The following is a 24,376-nucleotide window of genomic DNA, read 5'->3' on the forward strand; positions in this document are numbered from 1 at the left end:
TGGAGTAATAACTATGATGATGGTATTCGGGCTCTTTGTATTTGAACTCAGGACACTGCCCTATCAGCAATTGCAGCTGTCCCGTAACTGGCGGCACGTTAAGAATGACCGTGTGGGCCGGAGCGCAAAATGGCAGTACGTTGGCGCCGGCGAGAACCAGTTGACGCTGGGTGGGCTGCTGTACCCTGAAATTACCGGCGGCAACCTGTCTTTGGGTGCAGTTTCAACGATGGCCTACACAGGGTTGGCCTGGCCACTGATCGATGGCGTCGGGTCCATTTACGGGATGTATGTCATCACGGATTTGCAGGAGACGCATCAGGAGTTCGATCGCTACGGCAAAGCAAAAAAAATAGAATTCACACTCTCGTTGCAGCGGGTTGATGAAGATATCAGGGAACGACTGCAAAGTGCCTCAGTGAGTGAGTTAATTGCCACCCTAAAAGAAGGCACTGAGATTGCCCTAAATAAAGCGATTAGTAATCTCGTAGGTCATGCATCCTGATGGCTTAGCTTGTTCAATTATAACGCTATTCTACACAAGTCATATAGCTTAGTTAACTTACACTCGTGGCACATTAAAAGTACAGATAGCAATAAATAAGCTGATTGCTATGATGGTTTAAGTGCTCTCACCTAACCTTGGATTATATTGACATAACATTTTTTCTGAAAACGTGCTTAAACAGTACGATAAAGACTCAAAAAGCCAGCTAAACATAAATCGAGAAATTGAGACTCGCACATGGTATGATTAATTTTCAAAGCTAGTCACCACCATAACACAGCGAGGCCATATGATTATTTTCGATGAAAAAAGACACTTGTACGAGGCCTTATTAAGGCATAATTACTTCCCTAACCAAAAAGGTTCTATATCCGAAATACCACCATGTTTCACGTCAAGAACATTCACACCAGAAATTGCCGAGATAATTACCAATACGCCTTCAGAAAAACGCCCACTAGGATATGATTGCGTTGAGTACTCTTCAACTAGATATAACAATTTCCCTAGAGTGTTATCATTAATTCACCCTAGACCATACTCACTACTGGCTAAGCACTTGTATAATTCTTGGGAAGAAATAAAAGTTATTAAAGAAAACCCGAACAGCATGATTAAGCCAGAAATGCACCCTGATGGGCGTATCTTTATCATGAACTATGAAGAGGCCGAAACTAAAACTCTAAGAGAATTAAATGATGGATTTGGAAGAAGATTTAAAGTTAACACTGATATATCCGGTTGTTACAACAACATATACTCACACTCAATACCCTGGGCAGTCTTAGGGATTAACACCGCCAAGAATTCACTAACAAAACGCCCCAAGAATCAAGAGAAACATTGGAGCGATCAACTGGATTTTTTGCAAAGGCACGCCCGCAGGAATGAGACACATGGAGTTCCAGTTGGCCCAGCGACTTCAAGCATTGTCTGTGAAATAATCCTAAGCTCTGTTGATAAGATATTAAATGAAAGAGGCTTTGTTTTTAGAAGGTACATTGATGATTATACTTGCTATTGCAAAACACATGAAGAAGCTAGGTTCTTTTTGCATGTATTAGGTGTTGAGCTTTCTAAACTTAAGCTTTCATTGAATTTGCATAAAACAAAGATAACTGCGCTCCCAAGCACTTTAAACGATGATTGGATTTCATTGCTAAACATAAACTCACCCTCAAAGAAATATTTCCGAAATCCAGACCTTGACCGTTTGACTTTGTCTGAGGTCATCAGTTTCTTAGATTATGCTGTACAACTCAATATAACCAATGGCAATGGAAGCATTTTGAAATTTGCAATATCATTGATAATAAACAAAATTGATGACTTAACTATCAATGAAACCTATGATTATATTTTGAATTTGTGTTGGCATTACCCAATTTTGATTCCATACCTGGAGACATTGCACTCTAAGATAGACATTGATGATAAAATCAAACTTAAATTAAACGAAATTTTAAGGATGTGCGCAGAAAACAAATATTCCGACGGGATGGCATGGATTCTATATTTTTTCTTAAAATACGACATTGCAATTGAAGAAGATATTATTGATAGGATATTCACCAATGGCGACTGTCTGAGCTTATGTATTTTAGACAAAATTGGAACTTATGAGGAAAAAATCCAAAATTTAACAAAAGACATTCTTGCGCAAGATTATCTATATGACATTGACAAATACTGGGTGTTATTTTACCAGCGCTTTTATGCTGGCAAAAGTGAAAATCCATATAAAAATGACAGTTGTTTTAAAATAATGAAAGACTATGATGTTAATTTCATGCCAAATAATGATGAACTAACAAAAGCTGAAACTTATTGTCACTTATTAAATAATCCGTTCCTTGAACCCGGTGATGAAGCAATCAGTTTTGAGAACTATTTCTCGTAACTTCACCTTAGCCTCTTTCAATAGAGGCTAATTTTTCATTAATGTTCAACATCCAATAACGTTTTCCATTTGATGTATTTTGAAAATTATAACCTCATATTTCATCGTGTGTGCATTTATTTTATTATTTAATAAACCATGCCCCCATACTTTTCTAAATGTTGTATTAAGTCTGGAACTGTCATGTGTTGTTCATACGGTGCGCCTCCACATGCACACAGAGACATATTCGTTAGTCACATCTATCTCTTTGTTTGCGGACTCCTCCAGGCCTGACGCATCAATATAGGTTCCCTCAGTAAGCGCCAGCGGTCCACTTTTCTGATTATCTGTTCCATGAGTTGTGTTCGGATCCCATGTAGCCCCCGGCGACCTGTCACCAGAGCGGTGCCAGTGTGGAGGCAAATTATCGGCTTCAAGCTTCACCTTGTTCCTTCCGCCGGTAACGCCATACTGAGAACTAATCCGCACCACCCTGTCAGCAAAGGTTTCACTTAAGTCAGCCCAGGTCTGCCAGGGAAAGCGCTCCGCAGGGCTTTTCTCACCTGCGACAACGATTCCGACATAAAAAATGGCGTCAACAATTGCCCTATAGGCCGTTCCGTCGCTGTTGAGTCCCAGTGCCTTCAGGGCTTCGGATGTATCACTCAGATCGGAAAGATTATTTTCTTTCTTAAGTGCGCCGGTGATGCGCGAGTCGTCTCCCGCAGCTACCATTCCCGCCTCGGTGCCAACGTCCCGCGTGGCTGAGTTTCCCAGCCCCAGATTATCCCGGGCCTCTTCGGTATCGTTTAAATCAGAAAGATTTTGTACTCGCCGCAGATAGCGTTTATCACCCGTTTCCTGCGTGAGAGTGGCAAGCGCCGGATCGATAACAAGCTGCACGCTTGAGGTATGGGTCAACGTCAGCACCAGCGTCAGAATGATCTCTTTGATAATGGAATCTGATTGCGCCGGGAGGTATGTCGCCGGGTATGTGCCGTAAGCGATGAGCGTCCCCTTAGCGCTGACCAGCCCCGCCTCTCTGAGCGTCTTACCCGGATAATCCCTGCAATTGATAACAATCTGACCACTGATAAACCCCTCATAGCTTGAGTCAGAGTCAAAGGTTTCACGGCCAAACTGACCAAAAAGCGCCGTCACCGCCGCCAGGTCATCGGGATCGGTCGGCAATGTCACGCCGCCACCATCACCGATCAGTACGGCGGTAATATCCACAACCTCCCCCGCCTGATACGCGGCCTCGATTTCAGCGGCGCCCGCCGTCGTTAGTGTCAGTCCTGTTGCCATAGTGTTTCCTCTGCTTCAATGCCATACACGCTGGCAAGACGATCATAAAAATCATCACTCACAGTCTTGCGCTCAGCATCGATATCGCCTTCATCTAGATAAATCACGCCAGCGATCTGAAGCCGGTTCAGGTGTTCCAGGAAAAACGCATCGGTCTGACAAAAGTCGATCAGGCTTTTTAATTGATTGAATGTTTTCATAGTTTGTTCGTTATCCAGTTGCCGGGTAAATCGTCGTAATCGTCCAGGCCCGCACAGGCATAAAACGCGTAATAGTGCGCGGTGACGTTCGGCACTTTGCCCATAAATGCCAGGCCTTTGCCGGCCAGTAATGCGCAGCTCCTGAATATTGCCGTTGTGGTGACAATCTCCGGGTAACTCGCAAAATTAAAGATCGTGTTAACGTCGCTGCGTAATGACGCGCAGCCGTCAAACAGATAACCCACCGTCGTGACCGCCGTGGTGTTGAGTAATCCCGCCCCGACGACTTCCAGCGCACCACATTCCGAAAAGACATTCGTGAATACCGTGGCACTTATGCTGGCGGCAAAAAGACCGGCTGGCACTGAGCGCAGGTTTTTACAGCCCCTGAAGGTCTGGCCGTAAGAGGTCACCAGCGGGTTGCCGCTGAACAGGTTTTCCGGTATTTCCTCCACTCCGGTATTCTGGAACGTGGCGCCAAACGAGGTAATAAGCGAGCAGGACGCGAACAGCGCCGGCGGAATGTTTACCAGTGAGGTACAACCGTAGAATGTTGATCCGGCACTGGTAAGCAACGTGTTGTTTTTCAGTAAATCGCCTGGCAATACCGCCAGTGAGGTACAGCCCGAGAATGTAAGCGTTAACGAAGTGAGATTAATGCAACCATCGAGCAGGCCGGATGGTAGCGCGATGAGTGAAGTACAATCCCGGAATGTCGATCCCATCCCTTTCAGGGACACCATGTCGCTGAATAGTTGTTTTGGCAGTCCAGCCAGCGCGGAGCACTTTTCGAACAAGAAATCGACGGTTGTCACTTTGGCGCAACCGTCAAACATATCTCCCGCGAGAGAAACCAGAGAGCGGCAACCTGAAAATGTATAGCCCAGGCTGGTTAACGCGCTACATCCCCGAAATGCGCCGTCCCCCACAGAAACCAGCGAAGTACAGTTTACAAAAGCGTATGTGAATGTCGTTACCAGCGCTTTCTCAGCAAAAGCATCAGCATCAATTTTCGTGAGCGAGCCACAGTTAGCAAAAGCGTATGAGAAAGTGGTGACTTTCGCGCAGTCAGCAAAGGACGGGAGCGCCGTCAGGCTGCTGCAACCATAGAATGTACTGGCAAAGGTTGTCACCTCTCCGCAGCCGCTGAAAATATCTTTCGCTGCAGTTTCAAGAGAGCGGCAGCTGTAAAATGCAGACGCGAATGTCTGCGCCAGGCTGCACCCGGCAAATAAACCCGCGCCGACCGTTTTCAGTGAACTGCAACCAGAAAAGACTGTCCCGAAATAGGTGACTTTCGCCAGACCTGCAAACAGGCCGGCAGGAACAGAAAGAAGCTGCGAACAGCCAGTAAATGCACCACCAAAATGATTCGCTTCAGAACATGTTTTGAACAGGTTTGCGGGGATTGCTGTCAGTGCCGCGCAATTCTGGAATACGCCGGTGAATGCGCCGCCCGGAACATCCGCAAACATATCAGTAGGCAAGGCAAGAAGATTTTTACACGCTCTGAAGCTATAAGAGAATGTCCCTGCTGAAGCGCATCCTGTAAATATTCCCGTGCCGATATTTGCAAGCATTGAGCAACCATCAAACGCATAACTGAAATTCACCGCAGAAACACAGCGGTGGAACAGATTATTGCCGATACTGTTCAGGCCGGTGCAGCCTGCAAATACCGATGAGAAGTCGATCGCATCAGGCTGGTTTGCAAATAGCCCCGATGGAACCTCAGTAAGCGATGTACACCCTCTGAATGCGTCTGAAAAATCCTCTATCTTCATGCGAGCAAACAACGATGCCGGAATACCTGTAAGCGATGAGCAGTTGGTAAAAATATTTTTGCAGTTTTTCACGTTTGGCAAATCGTCAAATGCTCCGGGACGAATAGCCATTAATCCGGTGGTATCCAAAGCGAACCCTGAAAGATGACCTCTTTCCCCTGTAACACTAATCAATTCCACAACAGGGTTCAGTTTCGAAGAATAGTTAGATAAACGGCTGCGCAGACAGGCGGTTTCCGTGTTCTTAACCGTGATGGTGTATTCCTCTCCTTGTACTAATTCACGTGTCGGAATAACCCAACCTGAAGCTTCACTGGCAGGATCGAAACGGTAATCCCGGCTGTCAATACCGTCGCCATAGTCAACCGTGAAACCCTCGTCCATATGAGCAAAGAATATTGGCCTGGTTGCACTGTCGATGCGGGTAATGAACTTCATCACCGCGACCACTTTCACGTTGATCACCGCGCTGACGCCGTTAGTCGTCGTGACGGTGACCGAACAGGTGCCCCGCTTCACACCCGTAACCAGAATAGCGCCGTTGACTATTCTGGCGGTCGCAATTGTTTTATCCGACGTGGTTACCGTAAAGGTTTTATCTTCCGCGTATTCAGGGAGGATGGTCACCATGACCGTTTCCGCGTTACCAGGGGCCAGATTCAACTCGTAGCGGGATAAAACCACCTGCAACGGGACAAAGCGCGGCGTGATTTTCTCCGTGGCGTACATGTAACCGGCCGCATATGAGGTTCCCTGAAGTCGGCCAAATACATGAACTGAAAACCAGCTGCGCAGATTCCTGGCGCGCAGCACCGCCAGTTTCAGATCCTGCTGGTCGTATTCCGTCACCGGCAAATCGTTCTGATACACGTTCAGGCGAAAGGTATACGGATCCCCTTTCGGGTTCTGATTGAACCATTCAACAATATCCGTCCCGAAAGGACTGTCCACCAGGGCATGACGGACGGCGGCGACCGTACCGCGATGGCGGTGGATGTAGTGGGCGCGCTTGATCGCATCGCGTTTTTTTTGCTCTGACCAGTTAATATTCCAGGTATCAACCTGATATTCCCACGCCAGCCACGGCAGGAGCGCCAGCGGGCAGCTGTCAGGATCTTTCACCCAACGGATCAGATATACCGGCAACCTCTCCAGCGCGGCGGCGCTGGCCCTGTCGATGGCCCGCTCCACGGCGGTGGCGTTGGGTGGCAGAATGCTGGCGGGATAATTAGCGGTCATAGTCCATCACCACAAGATTGATTTTCACAGAGGTGCAATGAGGCGCTTCGCCCATCGTCGCCACGACGTCGGCGGCCGGTGAATGCAAATCGACAGTGACAACGCCGTCCTGATGCAGCGCCCCGTCGATGCCCGACCGCGCAACGGTGGCGTTGATAAGATGCACAGAGGCGGTATATTCGTTCAGTGCGGCAGTGGCTTTTTCCAGCACCGTGGCGGTGTCCACGCCGTAAGGGACGTAAATGTCAGCAACCACCTGATAATTCACAATCACAGCGGAACGGACGTAATCAGCCACATAATCCGTAATCGGGCGCACGTCTTCCGGGTTTACCGCTGCCAGGACTTTATCGAGCAGCGCCTGCGGGGCGGTCCCATCTCCGGTACGTGACAGCACGTAAAGGAAAACGCGGCCCTCCTGATCATGCGTCTCCGGGCCATAGGCGCGCACGTCGAGCACATCCGCATCAGCTCCCAGTGCAAAATAGTGATAGGCATTACGGGCACCTGCCGTGCTCAGGCGCGCCCATGAGAGCAGCGTGCGGGCGCGCAGCTCTTCATCGCTTTCGTATACGGCGTCTGCCTCGTCGGTGGCTTCATTAATCAGCAGACGTTCAGTGTCAAAATTACCCGCGACCTGATCGAGATCCGCCCCCAGGGCGCTGGAAAGCAGCACCGCGCGCACGGCTTCATTGATACGTTGCAGCAGATTGATCTCGCGATAGGTGAATGCCTGAGCCAGCGCGGCCATCGGTTCAGATTCAAGCAACAGCGCAGCAGACACAGAAGCCTGAAGATCCGCAGGCATGGCCGCCACGATAAGCGCCCGGATATCAGCCAGCACCGTTTCAAAATCCGGCACCTCGACGATATCAGGCTGCGGGATCTGAGATAAATCGACGGACGTTTGCACGCTAGCTCCTTAACCTGATGGTGTTGCTGGTATCTGTCATGGTTTCCGTGATAGTGCCGGCCAGTTCAGCAGTCACCGCGCCTGTTTCTGAAAACACCACATTGACGGTGGTCAGACTGATCCGCGGCTCCCACTGCGCCAGCGCAATAGCGGTGGCACCCATCAGCTGCATGCGGGTCACGGTGTTCTGTGGCGCATCGAGTAAATCAGGTACCACGCTGCCAAAGTCCCGGCGCATCACACGGGAGCCTGTTGGCGTGGTGAGGATTTTTGTCACAGACTGCCAGAGCTGATCGTGATCGGTCAGCGAACCGGTGCCTTCCGGGTTCATCCCCGTGTAACTGGCTGTCACTGCGGGCCTCCTGTATTACTCCCACCAGACTGCACGCCACCGTGTTTATGATCATGTACGGTGATCCCGTTTGACTGCAACACGCCGCCGGAGTGGATCACATCACCGGCCATCGTTCCGCCGTGGGTCAGTTCGAAAGTGCGCGCTTTAAGTTTTTCTGTGCATTCCACCTCGGGCGCGTCCAGCGTGACGCGGGTCTCGGCCTGGATATGCGCGGTTTTAATGCCGGTCACGGACAGCGCTCCGGCATCGTCGGCAGCGTCGTAATGCAGGCGCGCACCATCCGGTGCGGTAATGCTGATTTCCAGCAGGCTGCTGCCCGTTGGCGGGTTATCTGCGCTGTATGCTGAACCAATCACAAACGCGTTTTCAGGGTTGCCGCCCGGGCAACCGATCCAGACTTGCTCCCCTATGGAAGGTGGCAGCCAGATGCTGAACGCTCCGGCGCGGGTCACGTTCCAGCGGATCCAGGTGGTCAGCAGCCTGCCGGAGCGAACGCGCACCGCTTGCTTGTCGGCGCTGATTTGCTCCACGACGCCCTGGCGCAGAATGTTTTCCAGCAGGCGCATCAGCTCGGCATTCATGACGCACCGCCCAGACTGCTGATAACGGCGTTTTCCGTAGCGATCAGGTCTGCCGGGGTCATGCCCAGCAGTCCACGCGCCGGGTACTGTGCGTAGGCGCCCGGGCCAACTTCATCCTGGAGGCCGTACTGGTGAATACGGGCAATGCGCGCAGCAATGCCGTCAAATCCTACGGTGACGCCGCCCGCGTCCGGTCTGACCTTCATAAAACGCAGGGTGCGCAGGCGGGTAAACATCGGCGTTTTTTTTGTCTCTGAATGCGTCGCTGATTGTGTTTTGATTTCCAGATAGCGCTCGATATCGGCCCGGTAAAATGTGCGGATATCCCGGCGTTTCTCGTCAAAGCCCGTGATTGTCCGGCCATATTTCCCGCGCCCGCCGCGCCAGTTTTTCAGCGCCCGCACCTCGTTATTCCACACGAACTTGATCCCCTGCTGGGTGCGGTAAACTTTGCGGCGGCGCACGGCATAGCCGCTGCCGTCCGGGTTTTTCTGTGACGCGATGCGGCGCTGCTGACTGCGGCGCACTGCCAGGCCAATTTTGCGCGCGGTACGGGTGCGCCCCGCCGGGCTGACGCCGTCGAGAATGTCCTGAAAGACCTGATCCAGCTCGCTAAACATGCGATCGCTCACGCTCCGCCCTCCTGAAGCATGCCTTCAAATACCAGCCCCCAGCCAGAGGCGTGAGGGACCAGCACGCGCGGGCGCGGCTCCGGCAAATGCTCAGCATACGGCACGCCGTTTTCATCCAGCTGCACCAGTACCCGCTGACGCACCGGCAGCTCAAACATCAGATCGGCGGTGTCGTCGTTGTTAATCAGCGTGGTGAATTTAATCTGCTGGTTTTTATTGGGGTTCAGCAGCAGATCGGGCTGATTAAACCAGAGCCAGGCCATCAGCGGCAGCGTGAAGTCGTCAATACTCCCGGCGTAGTTCATAAAAAACAGAACCAGAGAATAGCGGTACATGAACGACGGCGTTTCACCGGTGGTTTCAATGCCACCCTCTTCAACAAACACCGTCCAGGCCTCCGGGTTCGCCCGGCACCAGGTGTTCGCTTTCTCAATGGCGGCGCGGAGTGTGTTTATCTTCAGCATTTATGGCTCCTTTCGGGTGTTCTGGCGCAGGCTGTCCCACTGGCGGATCGCCGCTTTGTCAGCATTGCAGGCATCAAGTGCATCCATCAGCCTGTCGCTGAATATCGCCACCGCGCCCCAGGTCACCGGCTCATCCAGCGCCGGGCGCGGCGTCTCTTCGGTCAGGCTCTCCGGGACGGGTTCACGGTTCAGCTGAATGACCGTCGCGGGCGGTGCGTTTTTGCAGGCTGCGGCTGATAAGGTCAGGCACAGGAGCAGCAGCGCACGTATCACCATTGATCGCGGCCTGCATGGCTTCACGTCGGCGCTCCCCTTCTGCATTACGCTGTTGCTCACGGACTTTTACCTCTGCCAGTAATTTGTGGGTCTGTATGGCGGTCGCCTTCACTTCCTGAATAACCTGGTCGTAACCGGTCGCCGTTTCGGTCAGCAGCTTGTTGCGGGTCCGGGCCTCGCTCAGTTGGTCGGTCTGCCACCAGACAGCAGCCAGAAGGACAAGCATCACCATCATGCTGCCCGCCCTCATGACGGCGTACTCAGGCCCAGCAGGCACCAGGCCTTAAAATCGGTGCGCCGGTTAACCAGTCCGGGAGAGCGCTTACCGCCTGCATTGACAAAATCAGTCAATCTGTTGCACATCTGCGGCCATTGCTTAGCCTGGGCATGCCTCCAGATCGTGGTTCTCTGTTTGCGTCCGTTTTTATCGGTAAACCACATCAGCCCGGTACAACCCAGATTCAGGGCGGCATCCGTCATGGCCTCAAAGGTGTACTGTGGCATGTCGGCGCCGTGGAAATTGTTATTGATGCAGTTTTCTGCCCGTTGCAGATCGTTGATCCAGCGCCGCGCTATTTCCTGGTTGCTGTATTCGCGTTTTTCCACGCCGCCCGTGGAGCCAATGCCAACCGTCAACACCCCCGCCGTGCAGTAATAAGGCGTGCTGCGGCAGTCTTCCCAACCGGCAATTTTCTGCTGCCCTTCTTTCGATGTTCTGACGCTCCCGGGCGCCAGCGAAATGCCCAGGGCCACAATCACCGCGATCGAACATTTTTTGATGATGTTCTTCATGTCGGGTTATCTCCGTGCAGTTGCTCCAGCAGCTGTCGTTCGCGGTCCGACAGGTTGCGGGTTTCCGCCTGGCGGAGGATCTGCTCTATCAAATCATTACGACGCTGGCTGGCCTCCTCAATGCGTCGGCGGTGAATCGCCAGACGGACGGCGGAAACAATCCCCAGAAGAAGGCCTGCAAGCGCCAGCTTTTCGCTGACAGTCATGACGCCCACGCCGGTCACCAGGGCGGATGTTGCAAACGCAAAATATTCGTTAATACGATCCAGAGTCATTCCCATAACTGGACGGTTACCCGTTCCACCTCGCTGGTTATCACGGGCATTTCGATCTCCTGCCCGGCATTCAAAAAAATCTGGTTACTCAGTCCCGGATTGGCTTCGAGCACCTTCTCCGTGACACCTGCGGTTTTGCCGTAATGACGCCAGCAGAGCTGATCAACCGTGTCGTTTTGCAGCGCCCTGACTTTCATCAGAACAACTCCGCATAGATACGGGCTTCTTCCCGAATGTCAGCGATACTCCAGCGCCCGTCCCGCCAGAGATCGTCTATTTGTCTGTCCAGTGCTTCGGCGTCTTTATCCCCCTTTGGCGTGGTGCCGACGTCCCTGTAACCCTCCAGAACACTGGCGCGCGTGAAGGAGTAGACCGCACGACGGAAGCGGTAAACTTTTGCGCTTTCGCCGTTAATCTGCTCGACAGGTTCACCGGCGGAAGTCAGCAGGACGGAAGCCAGCGATTCCACGCCTTCCGCTTCCCTTTGCTTGCGCCAGTCCTTCAGCTGATCCGCGACATGCAGCGCGGCCTCCGTTGCCATATGCATTAATCGGGATGTTGTAATGTCACCGGCGATGCGGGCAGAGAGGCGCAGATCGTGGAGCTTCACTGTCGGCCAGAAAGTGCCGATGGAAATCTGTGCGCCGCCGTCGTCCACGTCTGTCACATCACTCTCTGCGGGCCTGACGGGGCGCTGTGCGATAAAACTCATCGTCGTTTCTCCGGTAGGTCAGGCGGTGGGTGTCCGGTGAAAAGACCGCATAACGGGCAGATCACCGGGCACGCCGCCTGCGGCGCTGGGCCAAGTCGTTACAGTCAGGCGTTTTCTCTGGCGGCGGTTTTCGTTGTCTTTTTTGCCGCCGTTTTGCGGGTGGCTTTTTGAGTGCCGGCCGCCGTTTTCGTCTGCTTGCGCGTTCGTGTTGCTTTTTCTGTTGCGGGTGTTTCGGTTGCTGCTGTATCGCTGGATGAAGTCTCATCTTCCGCATCACCACTTGCCGCGCTGGTCTGCGGCGCCTTTTTCAAAGCGCTGACCAGAGAAGCGATCTCCCGTTTCACACCTGCACCCGGGTTCAGGCTCATGGCTTCCCGGAAGAGTTTCAGCGCTTCGCCTTTGGTTTCCGCGTCTTCCGTGTCGCGCCGACAAAACGCCCGTACCTTGCACAGCTTCGCGCGGACTTCATCCGGCATATCACTGTCAGCCACAATTTCGGCAAGTTCGTCCAGCATGGCGATATAACCTGACAGCTCGGCCCCGGCATCCGTGGTGGCGATGTTCAGAATGGGGTTACAGATTTCTTCGGTCAGCACCGTGGGCGCCGGGCGGCGATAGTTGTCCTCCGGCATGCTCAGGCCATGCTTAACAACGTAGCGCCCGATACGCAGCGCCAGAGCATAATCGGAGCAGTCCACCGCCCAAACCATCAGCGTGGTGATAACCGGATCCGCGCGCCCGCTGTCGCCCTCGATAGTTCCGTCAATCCATCCCTGAAACTCAGGAAGGATGCTGGCCTTTACAGCAGCCTTCGCCTGGCGGGACTGGAGCTGGCTCAGCGATGATTTATGCATATGCAGGCGAAAGAGGATTTGCTCATGCGCGGTGCGCGTCTCCGCGTCACGCTCATCACTGGAGCCTCGCCTCTCTGCCATAACCTTCTGAAAGTGTCTTTGTGCCGGTGTCAGCATGCGTTCATTCTCCTGGGCGGGCTTGCTGCCCGCCATGTGATGGGGATTATCAGGCGAATGTCACGCCGTCGATCATGGCAATCATGCCGTACTCTTCAATGACATAGTCGTCATTGCTGGACTGGTAAGTCGCCACGCGGTTGTAATGCGGCTCTTCGCGGATAGAGCGACGCAGGGAGCCTTTCTGGTAGTACACAGAGAGGTTTTTCAGGTTGGTGATGAGCACGACATCTTCAGGAATGCCCGGGACAAAGACCGTCGGCAGGCCGCCGATCTTTTCCTGGCTAACAATGAGCTGCGCGGCCAGTAGTTCGGTATTCGGATTGGTCTGGCTGAGCGCGTTCACTTTCGGCAGGTTCACTTTCAGCAGCAGATCGGACGAGAGCACAGTCACCAGACCGGGAGCGCGGCGGAACCAGGGATCCATAAGGCTGTGGCGTGCATCGAGCACGGCGGCATCAATATTGCCGTAGGTGCCTGACGCAATTACCGCGTTATTCTCATCACGGGAAGTCAGCGTGATACCTGGCATAATGCGCTGCGGCGCCTCATTGCGGATCTTTTGCAGCCAGCCAACGCCGCAATCCTGCAATAACGGATAGGTCGTGCGGTCGGAGTTTTCAGAGTAATGCGTGCCATTAAAGCCAATCATCTGGCGATCCAGCCCCAGCTGACGGGCCATCGCATTACTGATTAATGACTGAAATTCAGGGTGACCGGCCCACGCGTCCAGCTCCGCATACGAAAGCGCATAGTCATAGTTGGTTTTGCGGCAGTGGTAGTTCTGCGGCTCTTTGTTATGGTTCGGTGCAGGGTTACGGCGGTTGGTGCCGTCCGAGCTGTTATTGGTGCTCGCCATCGGTCCCTTACTGCCAATTTTTACTTTCTGCCCTTCCTGCTCTTTAACCCCAAAGTGGTTAACCAGCTTCATGAAGTCATCCGACTCCATGGCGGCCTGTTCCAGTTTTTGCTGGATAGTCGGATCGACGCTGAAACGATTGGCAACGGCTGAGGGTGAGACACCGTTCAGATGTGCCTGGCGCACAATGTACTTATCAAATAATTCGCGGGTCAGGTTTTCCATTTTTTACCTCTTAGAATTCTGCAAGCTGCGCGCTGCTGTTGCCGGTTGCCGCCGGTCGTGCGCTGTAATTTTCTGCGGGCTGGAGCTGAAGCTGACCGCGCAGCTCGTTAAGTTCACTGGTCAGTTGCTGAATGGTGGCTTTATCCTGTTGGCGTTCCTGTTCCAGGGCTCTGAACCGGTCAATCTGGTCTGCCTGAGATTGAGCAACGGCTTCAACAACCTGATGCAACTGACTGAAACGCTGATCGTCGGTTTTCTGGCCTTTGCCAAGGATGCCCATCACGCGGTTGAACCAGTTGACGCCCTCCTCGCTGCGATGAGCTGCCAGTTCGATCACTTCAGCTTCAAGCGCATCAGAGAACAGCGGCGCCTCGATCTGCTGGTTATTGAAGGCCATCACCTGCGCGCGCTGCTGCGCGGCAAATTTAAGGCGCTCAGTCCCCAGACTTGCCGGGGTGTCCGTCATCGCCAGGCCGACCACATACGCCTTACCGTTAAGGGCAAACTGCGGATGCAGCTCAATACTGGAATAGATTTTTTTTCCTTCATCGGTGAGCTGCTTCATTCGTGCCGAAGCGTCGATCTCGGCATAGAGCGCCGTACGACCGGCCAGCGGCCCTTCGGTGATATCCTCCGCGCTTAAAGCAACAACATCCCCCATGGCGCCAAAATTGCTGTCAGGAAGCATGGAGAGATAGTGCTCCACGTTCACGCGGGCGCCGTAAACGGCCGGGTTGTAGCTCGCCGCCGCATCGCGGAGGTGCTGCGGCTGGATCTCGCGCCCGTCAACGGTGGCGCCGGAAACCGCAACGCGAAACTTTTTGCGGGCGGGTTTAGTCGTGCTGGCCATGTCGTTTTATCCTGTTGATTAATGTCAGTCGCTGCATCATCGCAGAGCCTGAAAGCCCGGCGCCACGCGGTTTTGTTGTCGGAGAACGGCCAGACCTGAAAGCCCGAGCCGCGGGGATCGCGCGCAGGTAATCTCCCTGCTCAAAAGGGGGAAGTGATGATTCAGGATGCGTTTATTCGATTAAGGGCAAAACAGCTCTACTGGCAGGGTTACCCGCCCGCCGAAATTTCGCGACTCATGGGCATCAACTCAAACACGGTTTATTCGTGGAAAAAGCGCGACGCATGGGATGACACAACGCCCATCAAACGGGTGACGCAATCCATTGACACCCGTCTCTGCCAGCTGAGCGCGAAAGACAATAAAACCAGTGGCGATTTCAAAGAGATTGACCTGTTAACCCGGCAGTTGAAAAAGCTAGATACCGGGCAGGCTTCCACTATCACCGGCGTAAAAAAAACCAGTCGTCGCAAGAAGAAAAATCACTTCTCCGAGGAGCAGATCGAGGCGTTGCGCTTAAAAATTCTCGACTCTCTCGCATGGCACCAGCGCGGCTGGTACGAACAACGAGATCAGCGTAACCGGATGATCCTCAAATCACGGCAGATTGGGGCAACCTGGTACTTTGCCCGCGAGGCATTGCTGGGCGCACTAAGAACGGACGTTAAGCACGACTATCAGCGCAACCAAATTTTTCTGTCGGCGTCCCGCAAGCAGGCGCTCCAGTTCCGCAACTTCATCCGTAAAGCGGCTGAAGAGGTGGACGTCGAACTTAAAGGCGGTGAGCAAATCACGTTGTCAAACGGCGCGGAGCTGCATTTTCTCGGGACGTCGGCGGCGACGGCGCAGTCGTACACCGGCCACCTGCGATTTGATGAGTTTTTCTGGACAGGAAACTTTATCAACCTGCGCAAAGTTGCCGGCGCCATGGCAACGCTCAAAGGCTTAACACGCACGTACTTCTCCACGCCATCCAGCGAAAGCCATGAAGCCTATCAGTTCTGGTCCGGCGATCGATGGAATGCGAAACGGCCTAAAGCGCAGCGCGTTGACTTTGACGTTTCATGGAAGAAAACCCATAGCGGCGTGCTTTACCCGGATAAAACGTGGCGGCAGATCGTCACTATTCAGGACGCTATCAACAACGGCTGGGACTACACCGACATTGATGAAATCAGGGACGAAAACAGCCCCGATGAATTTGAAAACCTGTACATGTGCGAGTTCGTCAAAGACGGCGAAAGCGCGTTCAATCTTAGCCAGTTACTGGGGTGCGGCGCTGACGGGTATGACGACTGGTCCGACTGGAAACCGTTCGCCAGTCGCCCTATGGGCCAACGTGAGGTGTGGCTGGGCTACGACGCCAACGGCGGCAGCGGCAATGGTGATGCCGGTGCTCTGTCCGTAACTGTCCCTCCCCTTGTGGCTGGCGGCCGGTTTCGCACGGTTGAATTGAAGCAACTGCGAGGGCTGGAGTTTGAGCAGCAGGCGGCGGTCATCAAAGAGGCTGCCGAGCGCTACAACGTCACTCACATCGCCATCGACGGACAAGGCGTTGGGGAGGCGGTCTGGCAGATTGTTAAAAATTGGTTCCCGGCGGCTATTTGCTACCAGATGAGCCTCTCTTCCAAGCGCGCCCTTGTCCTCAAAATGTTGCAGGTCATCCGCGCCGGCCGCTGGGAATATGACCGCAGCGAGCAGGGCCTGGTCAGAGCCTTTAACGCTGTTCGCAAAGTTGTTACGCCCGGCGGTTTCATCACTTACGAAACTGACCGATCGCGCGGCGTAAGCCATGGTGATATGGCGTGGGCAACCATGCTTTCGATTATTAATGAACCGTTGGGCCAGGAAAGTGGCGGCGGTGGTTTCGCAATGGGATGGTAACTGTGAAAAAGAAATACGGTAAAAAGCCGATAGCCAGCACAGCCGGTTCTGACATTGCGGAGTCACTGAAGGCCGATCCCGCGTTGACAGCGTTCAGCTTTGATGGCCCTTATCCCGTGCGTGATATGGCCGATTTGCTGGACAATCTCTATTGCCTGGACAACGGGCGATACTATGAGACGCCAGTGGATTTTTACGGGCTGGCTAAAGCTCCACGTCAGAGCGCCTGGCATGAGTCGGCGTTGTATTTCAAACGAAATGTGCTCACCGGCTGCTTTATCCCGCACAAGCTGCTCAATCGCCAGACCTTTTCCGCGTTTGCGCTGGACTGGTTCACGTTTGGCAATGCCTATCTCGAATTGCCGCGTAATCGCCTGGGCGGCCCGCTACCCTTCAAACACTCTCTGGCGAAGTACACCCGGCGTGGGAGCACAGATCTCGATCAATACTGGTTTATCCGGCGCTGGAAAGAAGAGCACACGTTCAAATCAGGAACGGTTTGTCACGTTCTGAACCCTGATATTAATCAGGAGATCTACGGTATGCCGGAATATATGGCAGCACTGCTGGCCGCCAGCCTGGCCCACTCCGCTGACATGTTCCGTAAGTTGTACTACGACAACGGATCGCATGCTGGATGTATTGTCTATATTGGCGCTGGACAGGTTGATGATAAAAGCATGAAGGCAGTCAAAGAGACGTTGACCGGTGCGCGTGGGAAAGGCGCATTTAAAAACCTGCTGCTGCATGCGCCAGGCGGCGGCAAAGACGGCGTGCAAATCCTCCCCTTCCAGCAGATCACGGCGAAAGATGAGTTTATCAACATTAAGAACGCCACACGTGACGACATACTCGCAGCGCACCGTATCCCGCCGCAGCTGATGGGCGCCATGCCAGAGGGAAACGGCTCATTTGGGGATATCGAGAAAGCCGCCCGGGTCTACGCTATCAACGAGCTGACGCCCGTAATGGAGGCGCTGAAGGTGGTCAATGAGTGGATCGGAGAAGAAGTGATCCGCTTTAACCCTTATGCGTTGCTTACCCCTGAGAAATAACCGCCAGAAATCTCAGTTTTTTAAACAACATCAGCCATTTATAACGGGCCAGCGTTTTGCTGGCCTCATCTTTTCTGCTTAAAGAATCCCACATCAGCGCCCCTCTGCGCGTCGCTGCTTTTTCTCTGCACAAGGGCATGCCGCCAACCAAAACGACCGCTCACCGTGACGCAGAAACCGTGAAATTGCGTATTCTGCCGCCTTACCTACCCTGACCCGTTTGCGGGGGCTTGTCCCCCGTCACCTGCGCACAGCTATCCTGTCATTTATCGTGCATGCACTTAATCCGCTCCAACCCTAGCACGTCAGCTTATAAGAGCATAAAGTTAGTTTAGAAAATTCGTGCAAAATATTGCACATCGATGCATAAAGGGGTGATGTATTATTCAACATTGATATGTTGAGACAAATGTGAATATAAGACATCTAAATTGCTCTAACGGTACTGAAACATAATATATTATCCAACATTTAGTGCCAGCTACTGCTGGCACACTTGAAAGTTAATAGTCAAGGCCACATGCTATCTTTATTTTGGAAATCAAGACCCACTCGGGTTTGTGATGCACCAAATTTATGCAATAGATTTAAAGCATACTCATATCGTAATTCTGCGATAGCCTTTGCAGGAAGTTTTTTCATAACGAGTGGTTTCTCTTGGTTCTGAATATCCTCTCTTACGGCAAATAATGAGACTATATTATTGCTATCATAAGCACCTAAGTCAGCAGCAAAAAAAGTATCCCAAGTTGGACTTCCATTGCCCACAGAAAAAGCTTGTGGAGAACCATCAATGTTCAAAAATATATAATCATTAGTGTTAGCATTTTTATTAGCTGTCGCCAGTGCAATGGCAGTAATCTTTATCGCCTTAAATACTAAATAATTTTTACCTATTCGCGATTGCCAATGTTCAACTTTCTGCCCAGGAACCAGATCGCAAGCTGGTGTTACACATACCCATCTTTCATCGTCAATTTCAAGAACCGTTCCCGTTATCAAATGATTATTGCTAACTGGCATTGAGCATGAAAATGCATTAATATGGCCCAGAGCTAGATCTTTATTACCCATGCATTCTTTAAAAAAGCTCTTCACAAATGCGCTATTAGATTCTGCATTATTACAATTAGCTGACTGTATTATTTTTTTAGAAAAATTACGCAGCTCTTGACGAGAGGCCATTGCTAATTGCTCCCAATGCAAATTAATAGCCTTATCATGAGCAGCATCGCTTGCCGAATTTTGTAGTAGGTTATATAACCATCCTGCTTGCGCTGGCCTATTAGCTATTATTTTCATTGCCTGCTCAATGCCTTTTTCATCAAGTTCATAACGCATTTTTGCCATTAGTAGATGCATAGGAGATGCATTATGTTTTTTAAGTGCAACCTCAAGATCACCTACAAGGTTATCCTGCGGATCATCTGGCTTTTTTTTAATTACTGAAATGAATGTTTTTCCTGTACTTATATAATTGGTGTCATCGTCCCATTCCCAACTGAAATCGGATCGTGAACTAGAATTGACTGGTACATGTTTTTTTATAAAATCGTACAAACGCCACTTAACGAGCTCATTAGTTTCCATGCCCAAAGTTTCGGCCAGTCCGACAACATCATTACTAAAGTCCTTTAATGGATTATTTGGATTCATCAAAGGCAAATATTGCTCAGGATTAAAACTAAAATAAAGTGGTAACACAGATAGAAGACGAAGTTCATTACTGATCCATGGATAAAGTCTACCATCTTCATTCTCATCCATCCAATCTTCCATTTTCGTGATTGTATCCTCAGATGGATTTAGAGGATGAGTTGATTCTATATGAGTAAATTCTTTTAATATCTCTATAAAAACCGACTCTATATCTCCTTTATAACCTTTAGTATGAACTAATATAGTGTTGTAATGCTTATTATTATCAAGGGCTCGGATTATCGCTCGGGCTCTTCTACCGTCATCTACTTCAGGCTCCCCGTCAAGGTGATAGTCTAAAATAATCAAATCACTATGATGAATATGTGCAGGCACCTCGTCATCTCCCGCTCCAAGGTTGGGAGATTTACCATTGAAAACGTCAATACTCCATTTATGCGTTGAATGACACATCGTAATAATTTTTTTTAATCTTTCAACGTTAACCGGTTTATAAGTTACATCACAAGGCTTTTGATCACTACAATAGTGGAGGTCTATTAGTGACGGAAGAGTAGGATATTCATCATCAATGACTGTGACATTACGAATAGGATCAATAAATGCTTCTTTTATCAAATCTGAGTAATTAAAAGTAGAATCAGTCATTTGTCAATCCTTTAAAGTTGATCGCAAAATTAGCGCCGCTAAGAATTTTAAAGTCATCTCTTGTCTCATAGCGGATACTATGACCACTGGCCAACAGGTTTTGTTTGCAAAGATATAGTCCAACTCCTCTTCCACCTTTCTGTTTTCTTGTAAAGAAAAGTGTGAATAAATTTTCCAAATCATCATTATCAACACCTGGACCATCATCACTAATGAAAACTTCCCCATCCTTATATGCCAAACATATTTCTCTTTTATTGCCATCCTCTCTTTGAACCCAATACAAAGAATTATTAACAATATTGATAAAGACTGGGTAAAGTCTGGACTGTAAATCAGATATTGATATATTTAAAAATTCCTTTGTACAGCCAAATGAAATATTAGCGTTTAAGAATTGCTTGGAGAAATACATACCAACATAGTTAAATATATCTTTTCCAGATATTTTTTGAATTTCCTTACGTCCCGACAATTTAAGCGGAGAAAGGAATTTCAACTTATCAATCAATGTACTATGACTTTGTAAAGCTATACCTAAATTATATTCTTGTGTCTCATCCAGCTTGCTTTCCCTTAAAGAGTTCAAGGCATACGTTAACTCTTGATCCAAACCATCAAGTTCATGCCCTATAATCTCAACAGTGATCCCAAGCTGGGCCAGTGAATGTAGTCTAGTTAGTTCATCGCGATAACGAATAGATTCATTCATACTATGAATGGCCAATCCCTCTAAATCTATCTGTTCATTAATTCGTTCTAAAGCTGTTATGTAGGGAGATAATTTTTGCTTATTTTCTATTTCAACCTTCTGCTGCTCAGAATCTAACTTATAAAGAACATCGGATAAAGATATTTTATTTAAATTGAGATCTTCAAGCGTATCTTCCATTAAAGATTTGTATTGCTCTCGACAAAGTTTAATTAACGCATCAAATTCAACTTGTTGTTTTTGAAGCATATCTTTGCCACGCGAAGCATATCTAGTAATTGAATTATTAATACTTGAAACTTTGCTTCGATATACTTCATAGGCCTTTTCATAGTCGTTTTTATCTGTGGACTTAGTTATTTCATCATTGATAAACAATGTTAGATTCTTGATAATCTCCCTACATTTTAATTCTTCCTTTCGATATGCCCTGTATTCATCTTCTAAGCGTCCTAAACTTGTAGGTAATGGGCTAAGAGAATAACCTTGTAATATTTCGGAGTAGTCATCGATAGATTTTTTTAGCGTTTGGAGTTCATCGATAGAATTCAAGCCTATCCTTCCGGATAAGGTGTTCTGAAATTCGGAAAGAGCTGTAACTAACTTTACAAGTGGTTGCATGTTATTTTTAATAGATAAACGTATACGACGGCGCTCCTTCTTCAATAGTTTATCTTTATCTTCTTCAGCTTTAAGTTGGGCTTTTTTGGTTCTTATATCTTCAATGGTACTTTTCCTATCTTTAGCATAAGAACCAAAAAATCTATCAGCTGAATCAAGTAAAATCTTTTCAACAATTTCTCTAAAGAGTTTCGATGCACGGTTTTCAATAAACCCTTCTCTGCCAGCCTTATCCTTAAGGTTGGGATTATACTCTCGTGAAATTGCAATGCGTCCAAACATACGTCGACTTGACCAAAAATACCGACCAGCATTTTTAGAACGTCGCTCTTCGATGGAAAAATAATCACTATCGACTCTTCCATAAGGCATTACTCGCAGACCGTCACGATAAACCCTGAACCCACCATATTTATCAGTTTGCTCAGAAATTTGAGCATGTTGAGTACTATTCAAGGAAGAACTATTAACATTTACTTCGAAAGTACCAATACGTATATAAAAAGGTCCGAAAGCGCTGTCTTTTCGAGTTTTGTAAGCCTGTTTAGGCTTTATTATATAGTCTTCTATCCACTCCCCGAAAACCCTGACTCTTCCTTTAAAGTAACCATCACCATCGACATATCCCTCAATGATATGTTCGAGCTCTTCAAGATTACGAAGATCAAATTCTCTGTCTTTACCAATAATTATTTGAGGGATATTATTCACCCAACCTGTAACACTGTAATTGAAATCAGTGATTAAAGGTTCACTACCTCTCGAAAATGGGTCAGTAAAATTGGATAATGTTTGGAAGAATCTTTCTCGAGTACTTTTCTCAGTATCTTCTGCTTGGTTTAAGGGAGTCGTAGATAATTGAACATGAATATCATATTGGACCTCCGCAATGTACATTGCTGTTCCATGTGATGACTCACCAGTCCATACAGACCATTTTTGGAAATGTTCTTCTTTGAATACATCTTTAATTAATGTTTGTTCAATTTTCTCTTGGGTTGTCTGTTCAGCTCCGTCACGAAGCTCTTGCTCACTAAAAGCTGCCCATGCTTGTGCGATTCTATTTGTGCGTTGAGGATCCTCCTTACTCCCCCAAATATTCCCCATCATTTGGTCAAAGAGTAATGGCAATGTTTCAGCCAAATCACTCTTGTGACTAAACTCTCTTACCGGTATTTGTACATCGCTCAGAAATAAGAACGGATTTTCAAATAATCGCCAGTCGATCAATGCAGCAACATAATCACTTTTTTTCCTTTTTGAGATTAATAAGAGAAGCGGCCCAATAGCCGCAGAAGATAAACGACCTATACCTTTTTGCCCCTGTTTAGGGCGTTCTGGAAGACCATCCCGATCCTCCTCAGGAATCCTAAAACCATTTGTTTTAGACTCTGTTCCAACAACTAACCATTTCGTCTCAAACTCATCACGATTCATTCCGTGACCGTTGTCTACAATGGCTGAAACTTTAGCTTCTCCATCAAAAATGTGCAGTGCTACATCACGAGCATAAGCATCATATGCGTTTTTCCATAATTCCGAGATTGCTGTCGGGCAATCGGCGATTTGTTCTCGTCCAAGATGGTCAATAGTTCTTGCTCTAGTTTGAAAAGTGACGTGGTCTGTCATCGAATACATTCCTTATCAAAATAAACCTTTTCACTCTGTGGTATATCACGTACAGATTGTTGTGTTAATAGTAATCTAATAATAGGTTTTAGCAGTGCTTCGCCTAGCTTTATGGGGACGGCATTACCAATTTGTTTAGCAACTGCCATGGAACCACCACTGAAAATATAATCATCTGGAAACGTTTGTAAGCGTGCAGCATGCCTTAGAGTAATCCCATGATTTAGCCAAGGATGGACAAACCTCCCTTTTGATGGATTGTTACATCCAGTTGTGATTGTATTTGATGGCAAATGTGGGTAAATACGACCATATACATCCAAATGACCATTATAATTTTTATGACATTCAAGCTGTCGACCTGACTCAGTACGATCACCTAATAATGGGGTTTTTTTGAACAGCTCAGTTAACTCAGCTGAGTGTTCCATATGGACATTACAAGGATCATCTGTAGCAATAGGTGAGCCCCAGACCAACTTTTCGATACAATGTTCAGCCTGCTCTAAGGACACGTGAAACTTTTCAACCAGTCGCTCTTTGAATTCAATTAGTACTGATTTAGATGGACTTTCAAAGACGCAGGATGATGTAACCCAAGAATTGTCACCGACTTTAGTGTGAGTTGGCTCCGGAGGCCATACAAAACCCTCGGTATCAATGTCTTCTCTAACAGCGAGGATAAAAGCACGCTTTCTGTTTTGAGGAACCCCGTAGTCTCTAGCATTCAAGATGAACGGTTTTTTACCAATAATCTTATAACCATGCTCATGTGATAATGCCATGAATCTGCTTAAATATTCGGCATGACGAGGCCAAAGCAATCCAGGAACGTTTTCAACCAGAAATACTTTTGGCCTAAATTTTTTAACAAAATCAAAATAGCGAATTAACAATAAGTTACGTGGATCATTCTTACCAGCATTGTTGATCCGATGTGTAGAGAATCCTTGACAGGGTGGACCACCTAGAATCAAATCAAGCTCACCAGCATTGATACCTTGAAATTTCATCAAAGAATCTATATCTACACTATTGATATCTTGAGAAAAAACCTGAGTTTGGGCTTTTCGCTTATCAACTAAATTCATGTAATATGTTTCTGAAGCTAGTTTATCCAACTCGATTGCAGCCTGGACATCAATGCCCACCTTGTAAGCTGCAAGAGAAAAGCCACCAGCACCAGCAAATAAATCAATAGCTTTCAATTTTTTATACTCAGTTCCCACGTTCATTTATAAATATTATACGCAGCATCATCCCCTTGTCCTACCCCTCAGGAACGATTACCTCACGACAAAGATGATCCTAGTATAACAAGCCTCTTTTTACCCAATCCCCC

Annotated in this window: 24 protein-coding genes; 4 read left to right on the forward strand and 20 right to left on the reverse strand. The window is 49.0% G+C overall.

Annotated elements, in window-relative coordinates; genetic code table 11:
• The first annotated feature begins 13 nt into the window (after positions 1-13).
• Together Q1L34_RS15895 and drt4 are read left to right on the forward strand one after the other, a co-directional pair.
• Positions 14-505 carry a phage tail protein gene (locus tag Q1L34_RS15895; protein ID WP_065520898.1) on the forward strand — a complete coding sequence of 164 codons (492 nt, stop codon included), beginning with the start codon at positions 14-16 and terminating at the stop codon, positions 503-505.
• Positions 506-797: 292 nt separating this feature from the next.
• A complete protein-coding gene (gene drt4, locus Q1L34_RS15900; protein ID WP_327204148.1) occupies positions 798-2,408 on the forward strand; it encodes an antiviral reverse transcriptase Drt4 in 1,611 nt (536 codons plus the stop codon).
• A gap of 192 nt (positions 2,409-2,600) precedes the next feature.
• On the opposite strand, the gene Q1L34_RS15905 is transcribed toward drt4, so the two are convergent.
• From Q1L34_RS15905 to Q1L34_RS15980, 17 genes are all read right to left on the reverse strand, one after another.
• Positions 2,601-3,698 carry a phage tail-collar fiber domain-containing protein gene (locus Q1L34_RS15905; RefSeq protein ID WP_065520900.1) on the reverse strand — a complete coding sequence of 366 codons (1,098 nt, stop codon included), beginning with the start codon at positions 3,696-3,698 and terminating at the stop codon, positions 2,601-2,603.
• Positions 3,683-3,898, reverse strand: a complete 216-nt coding sequence (locus Q1L34_RS15910; protein ID WP_256797861.1) for a hypothetical protein — start codon at positions 3,896-3,898, stop codon at positions 3,683-3,685. The genes Q1L34_RS15905 and Q1L34_RS15910 overlap by 16 nt, the downstream gene beginning before the upstream one ends.
• On the reverse strand, positions 3,895-6,921 hold the full coding sequence (locus Q1L34_RS15915) for a phage tail protein I (RefSeq protein WP_256797863.1): 3,027 nt from the start codon (positions 6,919-6,921) through the stop codon (positions 3,895-3,897). Before Q1L34_RS15915 ends, Q1L34_RS15910 begins: the two co-directional genes overlap by 4 nt.
• A complete protein-coding gene (locus Q1L34_RS15920) occupies positions 6,911-7,834 on the reverse strand; it encodes a baseplate assembly protein (protein ID WP_256797864.1) in 924 nt (307 codons plus the stop codon). The genes Q1L34_RS15915 and Q1L34_RS15920 overlap by 11 nt, the downstream gene beginning before the upstream one ends.
• 1 nt (position 7,835) lies before the next feature.
• Entirely contained in the window at positions 7,836-8,186 is a 351-nt protein-coding gene (locus Q1L34_RS15925; protein ID WP_040229558.1) for a GPW/gp25 family protein, read from the reverse strand.
• Positions 8,183-8,770: a phage baseplate assembly protein V gene (locus tag Q1L34_RS15930; protein WP_256797867.1), complete on the reverse strand. Its 588-nt coding sequence runs from the start codon at positions 8,768-8,770 to the stop codon at positions 8,183-8,185. The genes Q1L34_RS15925 and Q1L34_RS15930 overlap by 4 nt, the downstream gene beginning before the upstream one ends.
• Positions 8,767-9,402, reverse strand: a complete 636-nt coding sequence (locus Q1L34_RS15935) for a phage virion morphogenesis protein (protein ID WP_045854927.1) — start codon at positions 9,400-9,402, stop codon at positions 8,767-8,769. The genes Q1L34_RS15930 and Q1L34_RS15935 overlap by 4 nt, the downstream gene beginning before the upstream one ends.
• Positions 9,399-9,866, reverse strand: coding sequence for a phage tail protein (locus Q1L34_RS15940; protein WP_256797870.1), 468 nt, complete (start codon positions 9,864-9,866; stop codon positions 9,399-9,401). Before Q1L34_RS15940 ends, Q1L34_RS15935 begins: the two co-directional genes overlap by 4 nt.
• On the reverse strand, positions 9,867-10,142 hold the full coding sequence (lysC, locus tag Q1L34_RS15945; protein WP_327204149.1) for an Rz1-like lysis system protein LysC: 276 nt from the start codon (positions 10,140-10,142) through the stop codon (positions 9,867-9,869). It lies immediately after the preceding gene.
• Positions 10,048-10,392: a DUF2570 family protein gene (locus tag Q1L34_RS28535; RefSeq protein ID WP_491546668.1), complete on the reverse strand. Its 345-nt coding sequence runs from the start codon at positions 10,390-10,392 to the stop codon at positions 10,048-10,050. Before Q1L34_RS28535 ends, lysC begins: the two co-directional genes overlap by 95 nt.
• Entirely contained in the window at positions 10,389-10,934 is a 546-nt protein-coding gene (locus Q1L34_RS15950; RefSeq protein ID WP_256797874.1) for a lysozyme, read from the reverse strand. Before Q1L34_RS15950 ends, Q1L34_RS28535 begins: the two co-directional genes overlap by 4 nt.
• Positions 10,931-11,215 (reverse strand): phage tail protein, encoded by a 285-nt coding sequence (locus Q1L34_RS15955; RefSeq protein ID WP_200784037.1) that lies wholly within the window; start codon positions 11,213-11,215, stop codon positions 10,931-10,933. Before Q1L34_RS15955 ends, Q1L34_RS15950 begins: the two co-directional genes overlap by 4 nt.
• A complete protein-coding gene (locus Q1L34_RS15960; RefSeq protein ID WP_004131559.1) occupies positions 11,206-11,406 on the reverse strand; it encodes a tail protein X in 201 nt (66 codons plus the stop codon). Before Q1L34_RS15960 ends, Q1L34_RS15955 begins: the two co-directional genes overlap by 10 nt.
• The gene (locus Q1L34_RS15965) at positions 11,406-11,921 is read right to left on the reverse strand and encodes a head completion/stabilization protein (RefSeq protein ID WP_256797879.1); all 516 of its coding nucleotides are present in this window, start codon (positions 11,919-11,921) and stop codon (positions 11,406-11,408) included. The genes Q1L34_RS15960 and Q1L34_RS15965 overlap by 1 nt, the downstream gene beginning before the upstream one ends.
• Positions 11,922-12,025: 104 nt before the next feature.
• Positions 12,026-12,892 carry a phage terminase small subunit gene (gpM, locus tag Q1L34_RS15970; protein WP_256797881.1) on the reverse strand — a complete coding sequence of 289 codons (867 nt, stop codon included), beginning with the start codon at positions 12,890-12,892 and terminating at the stop codon, positions 12,026-12,028.
• A gap of 49 nt (positions 12,893-12,941) precedes the next feature.
• Positions 12,942-13,976 carry a phage major capsid protein, P2 family gene (locus tag Q1L34_RS15975; protein WP_020324085.1) on the reverse strand — a complete coding sequence of 345 codons (1,035 nt, stop codon included), beginning with the start codon at positions 13,974-13,976 and terminating at the stop codon, positions 12,942-12,944.
• A gap of 10 nt (positions 13,977-13,986) precedes the next feature.
• A complete protein-coding gene (locus tag Q1L34_RS15980) occupies positions 13,987-14,826 on the reverse strand; it encodes a GPO family capsid scaffolding protein (RefSeq protein WP_004131550.1) in 840 nt (279 codons plus the stop codon).
• 156 nt (positions 14,827-14,982) lie between these two features.
• Here Q1L34_RS15980 and Q1L34_RS15985 point away from each other — a divergent pair, with 156 nt between their 5' ends.
• A complete protein-coding gene (locus tag Q1L34_RS15985; RefSeq protein ID WP_256797888.1) occupies positions 14,983-16,710 on the forward strand; it encodes a terminase large subunit domain-containing protein in 1,728 nt (575 codons plus the stop codon).
• Positions 16,704-17,765 carry a phage portal protein gene (locus Q1L34_RS15990; protein WP_256797890.1) on the forward strand — a complete coding sequence of 354 codons (1,062 nt, stop codon included), beginning with the start codon at positions 16,704-16,706 and terminating at the stop codon, positions 17,763-17,765. Before Q1L34_RS15985 ends, Q1L34_RS15990 begins: the two co-directional genes overlap by 7 nt.
• A gap of 510 nt (positions 17,766-18,275) precedes the next feature.
• Here Q1L34_RS15990 and Q1L34_RS15995 read toward each other — a convergent pair.
• Genes Q1L34_RS15995 through Q1L34_RS16005 form a run of 3 tightly spaced genes read right to left on the reverse strand, consistent with a single transcriptional unit; the run spans position 18,276 to position 24,242 of the window.
• The gene (locus Q1L34_RS15995) at positions 18,276-20,072 is read right to left on the reverse strand and encodes a response regulator receiver domain (protein ID WP_256797891.1); all 1,797 of its coding nucleotides are present in this window, start codon (positions 20,070-20,072) and stop codon (positions 18,276-18,278) included.
• Positions 20,065-23,034, reverse strand: a complete 2,970-nt coding sequence (locus Q1L34_RS16000) for an ATP-binding protein (protein WP_251902154.1) — start codon at positions 23,032-23,034, stop codon at positions 20,065-20,067. Before Q1L34_RS16000 ends, Q1L34_RS15995 begins: the two co-directional genes overlap by 8 nt.
• Positions 23,031-24,242, reverse strand: a complete 1,212-nt coding sequence (locus tag Q1L34_RS16005) for a DNA cytosine methyltransferase (RefSeq protein ID WP_327204150.1) — start codon at positions 24,240-24,242, stop codon at positions 23,031-23,033. Before Q1L34_RS16005 ends, Q1L34_RS16000 begins: the two co-directional genes overlap by 4 nt.
• Positions 24,243-24,376 lie beyond the last annotated feature (134 nt).

Source organism: Klebsiella ornithinolytica, from assembly GCF_030505655.1.
In the GTDB taxonomy this organism is placed as follows: Bacteria; Pseudomonadota; Gammaproteobacteria; order Enterobacterales; family Enterobacteriaceae; genus Klebsiella; species Klebsiella ornithinolytica.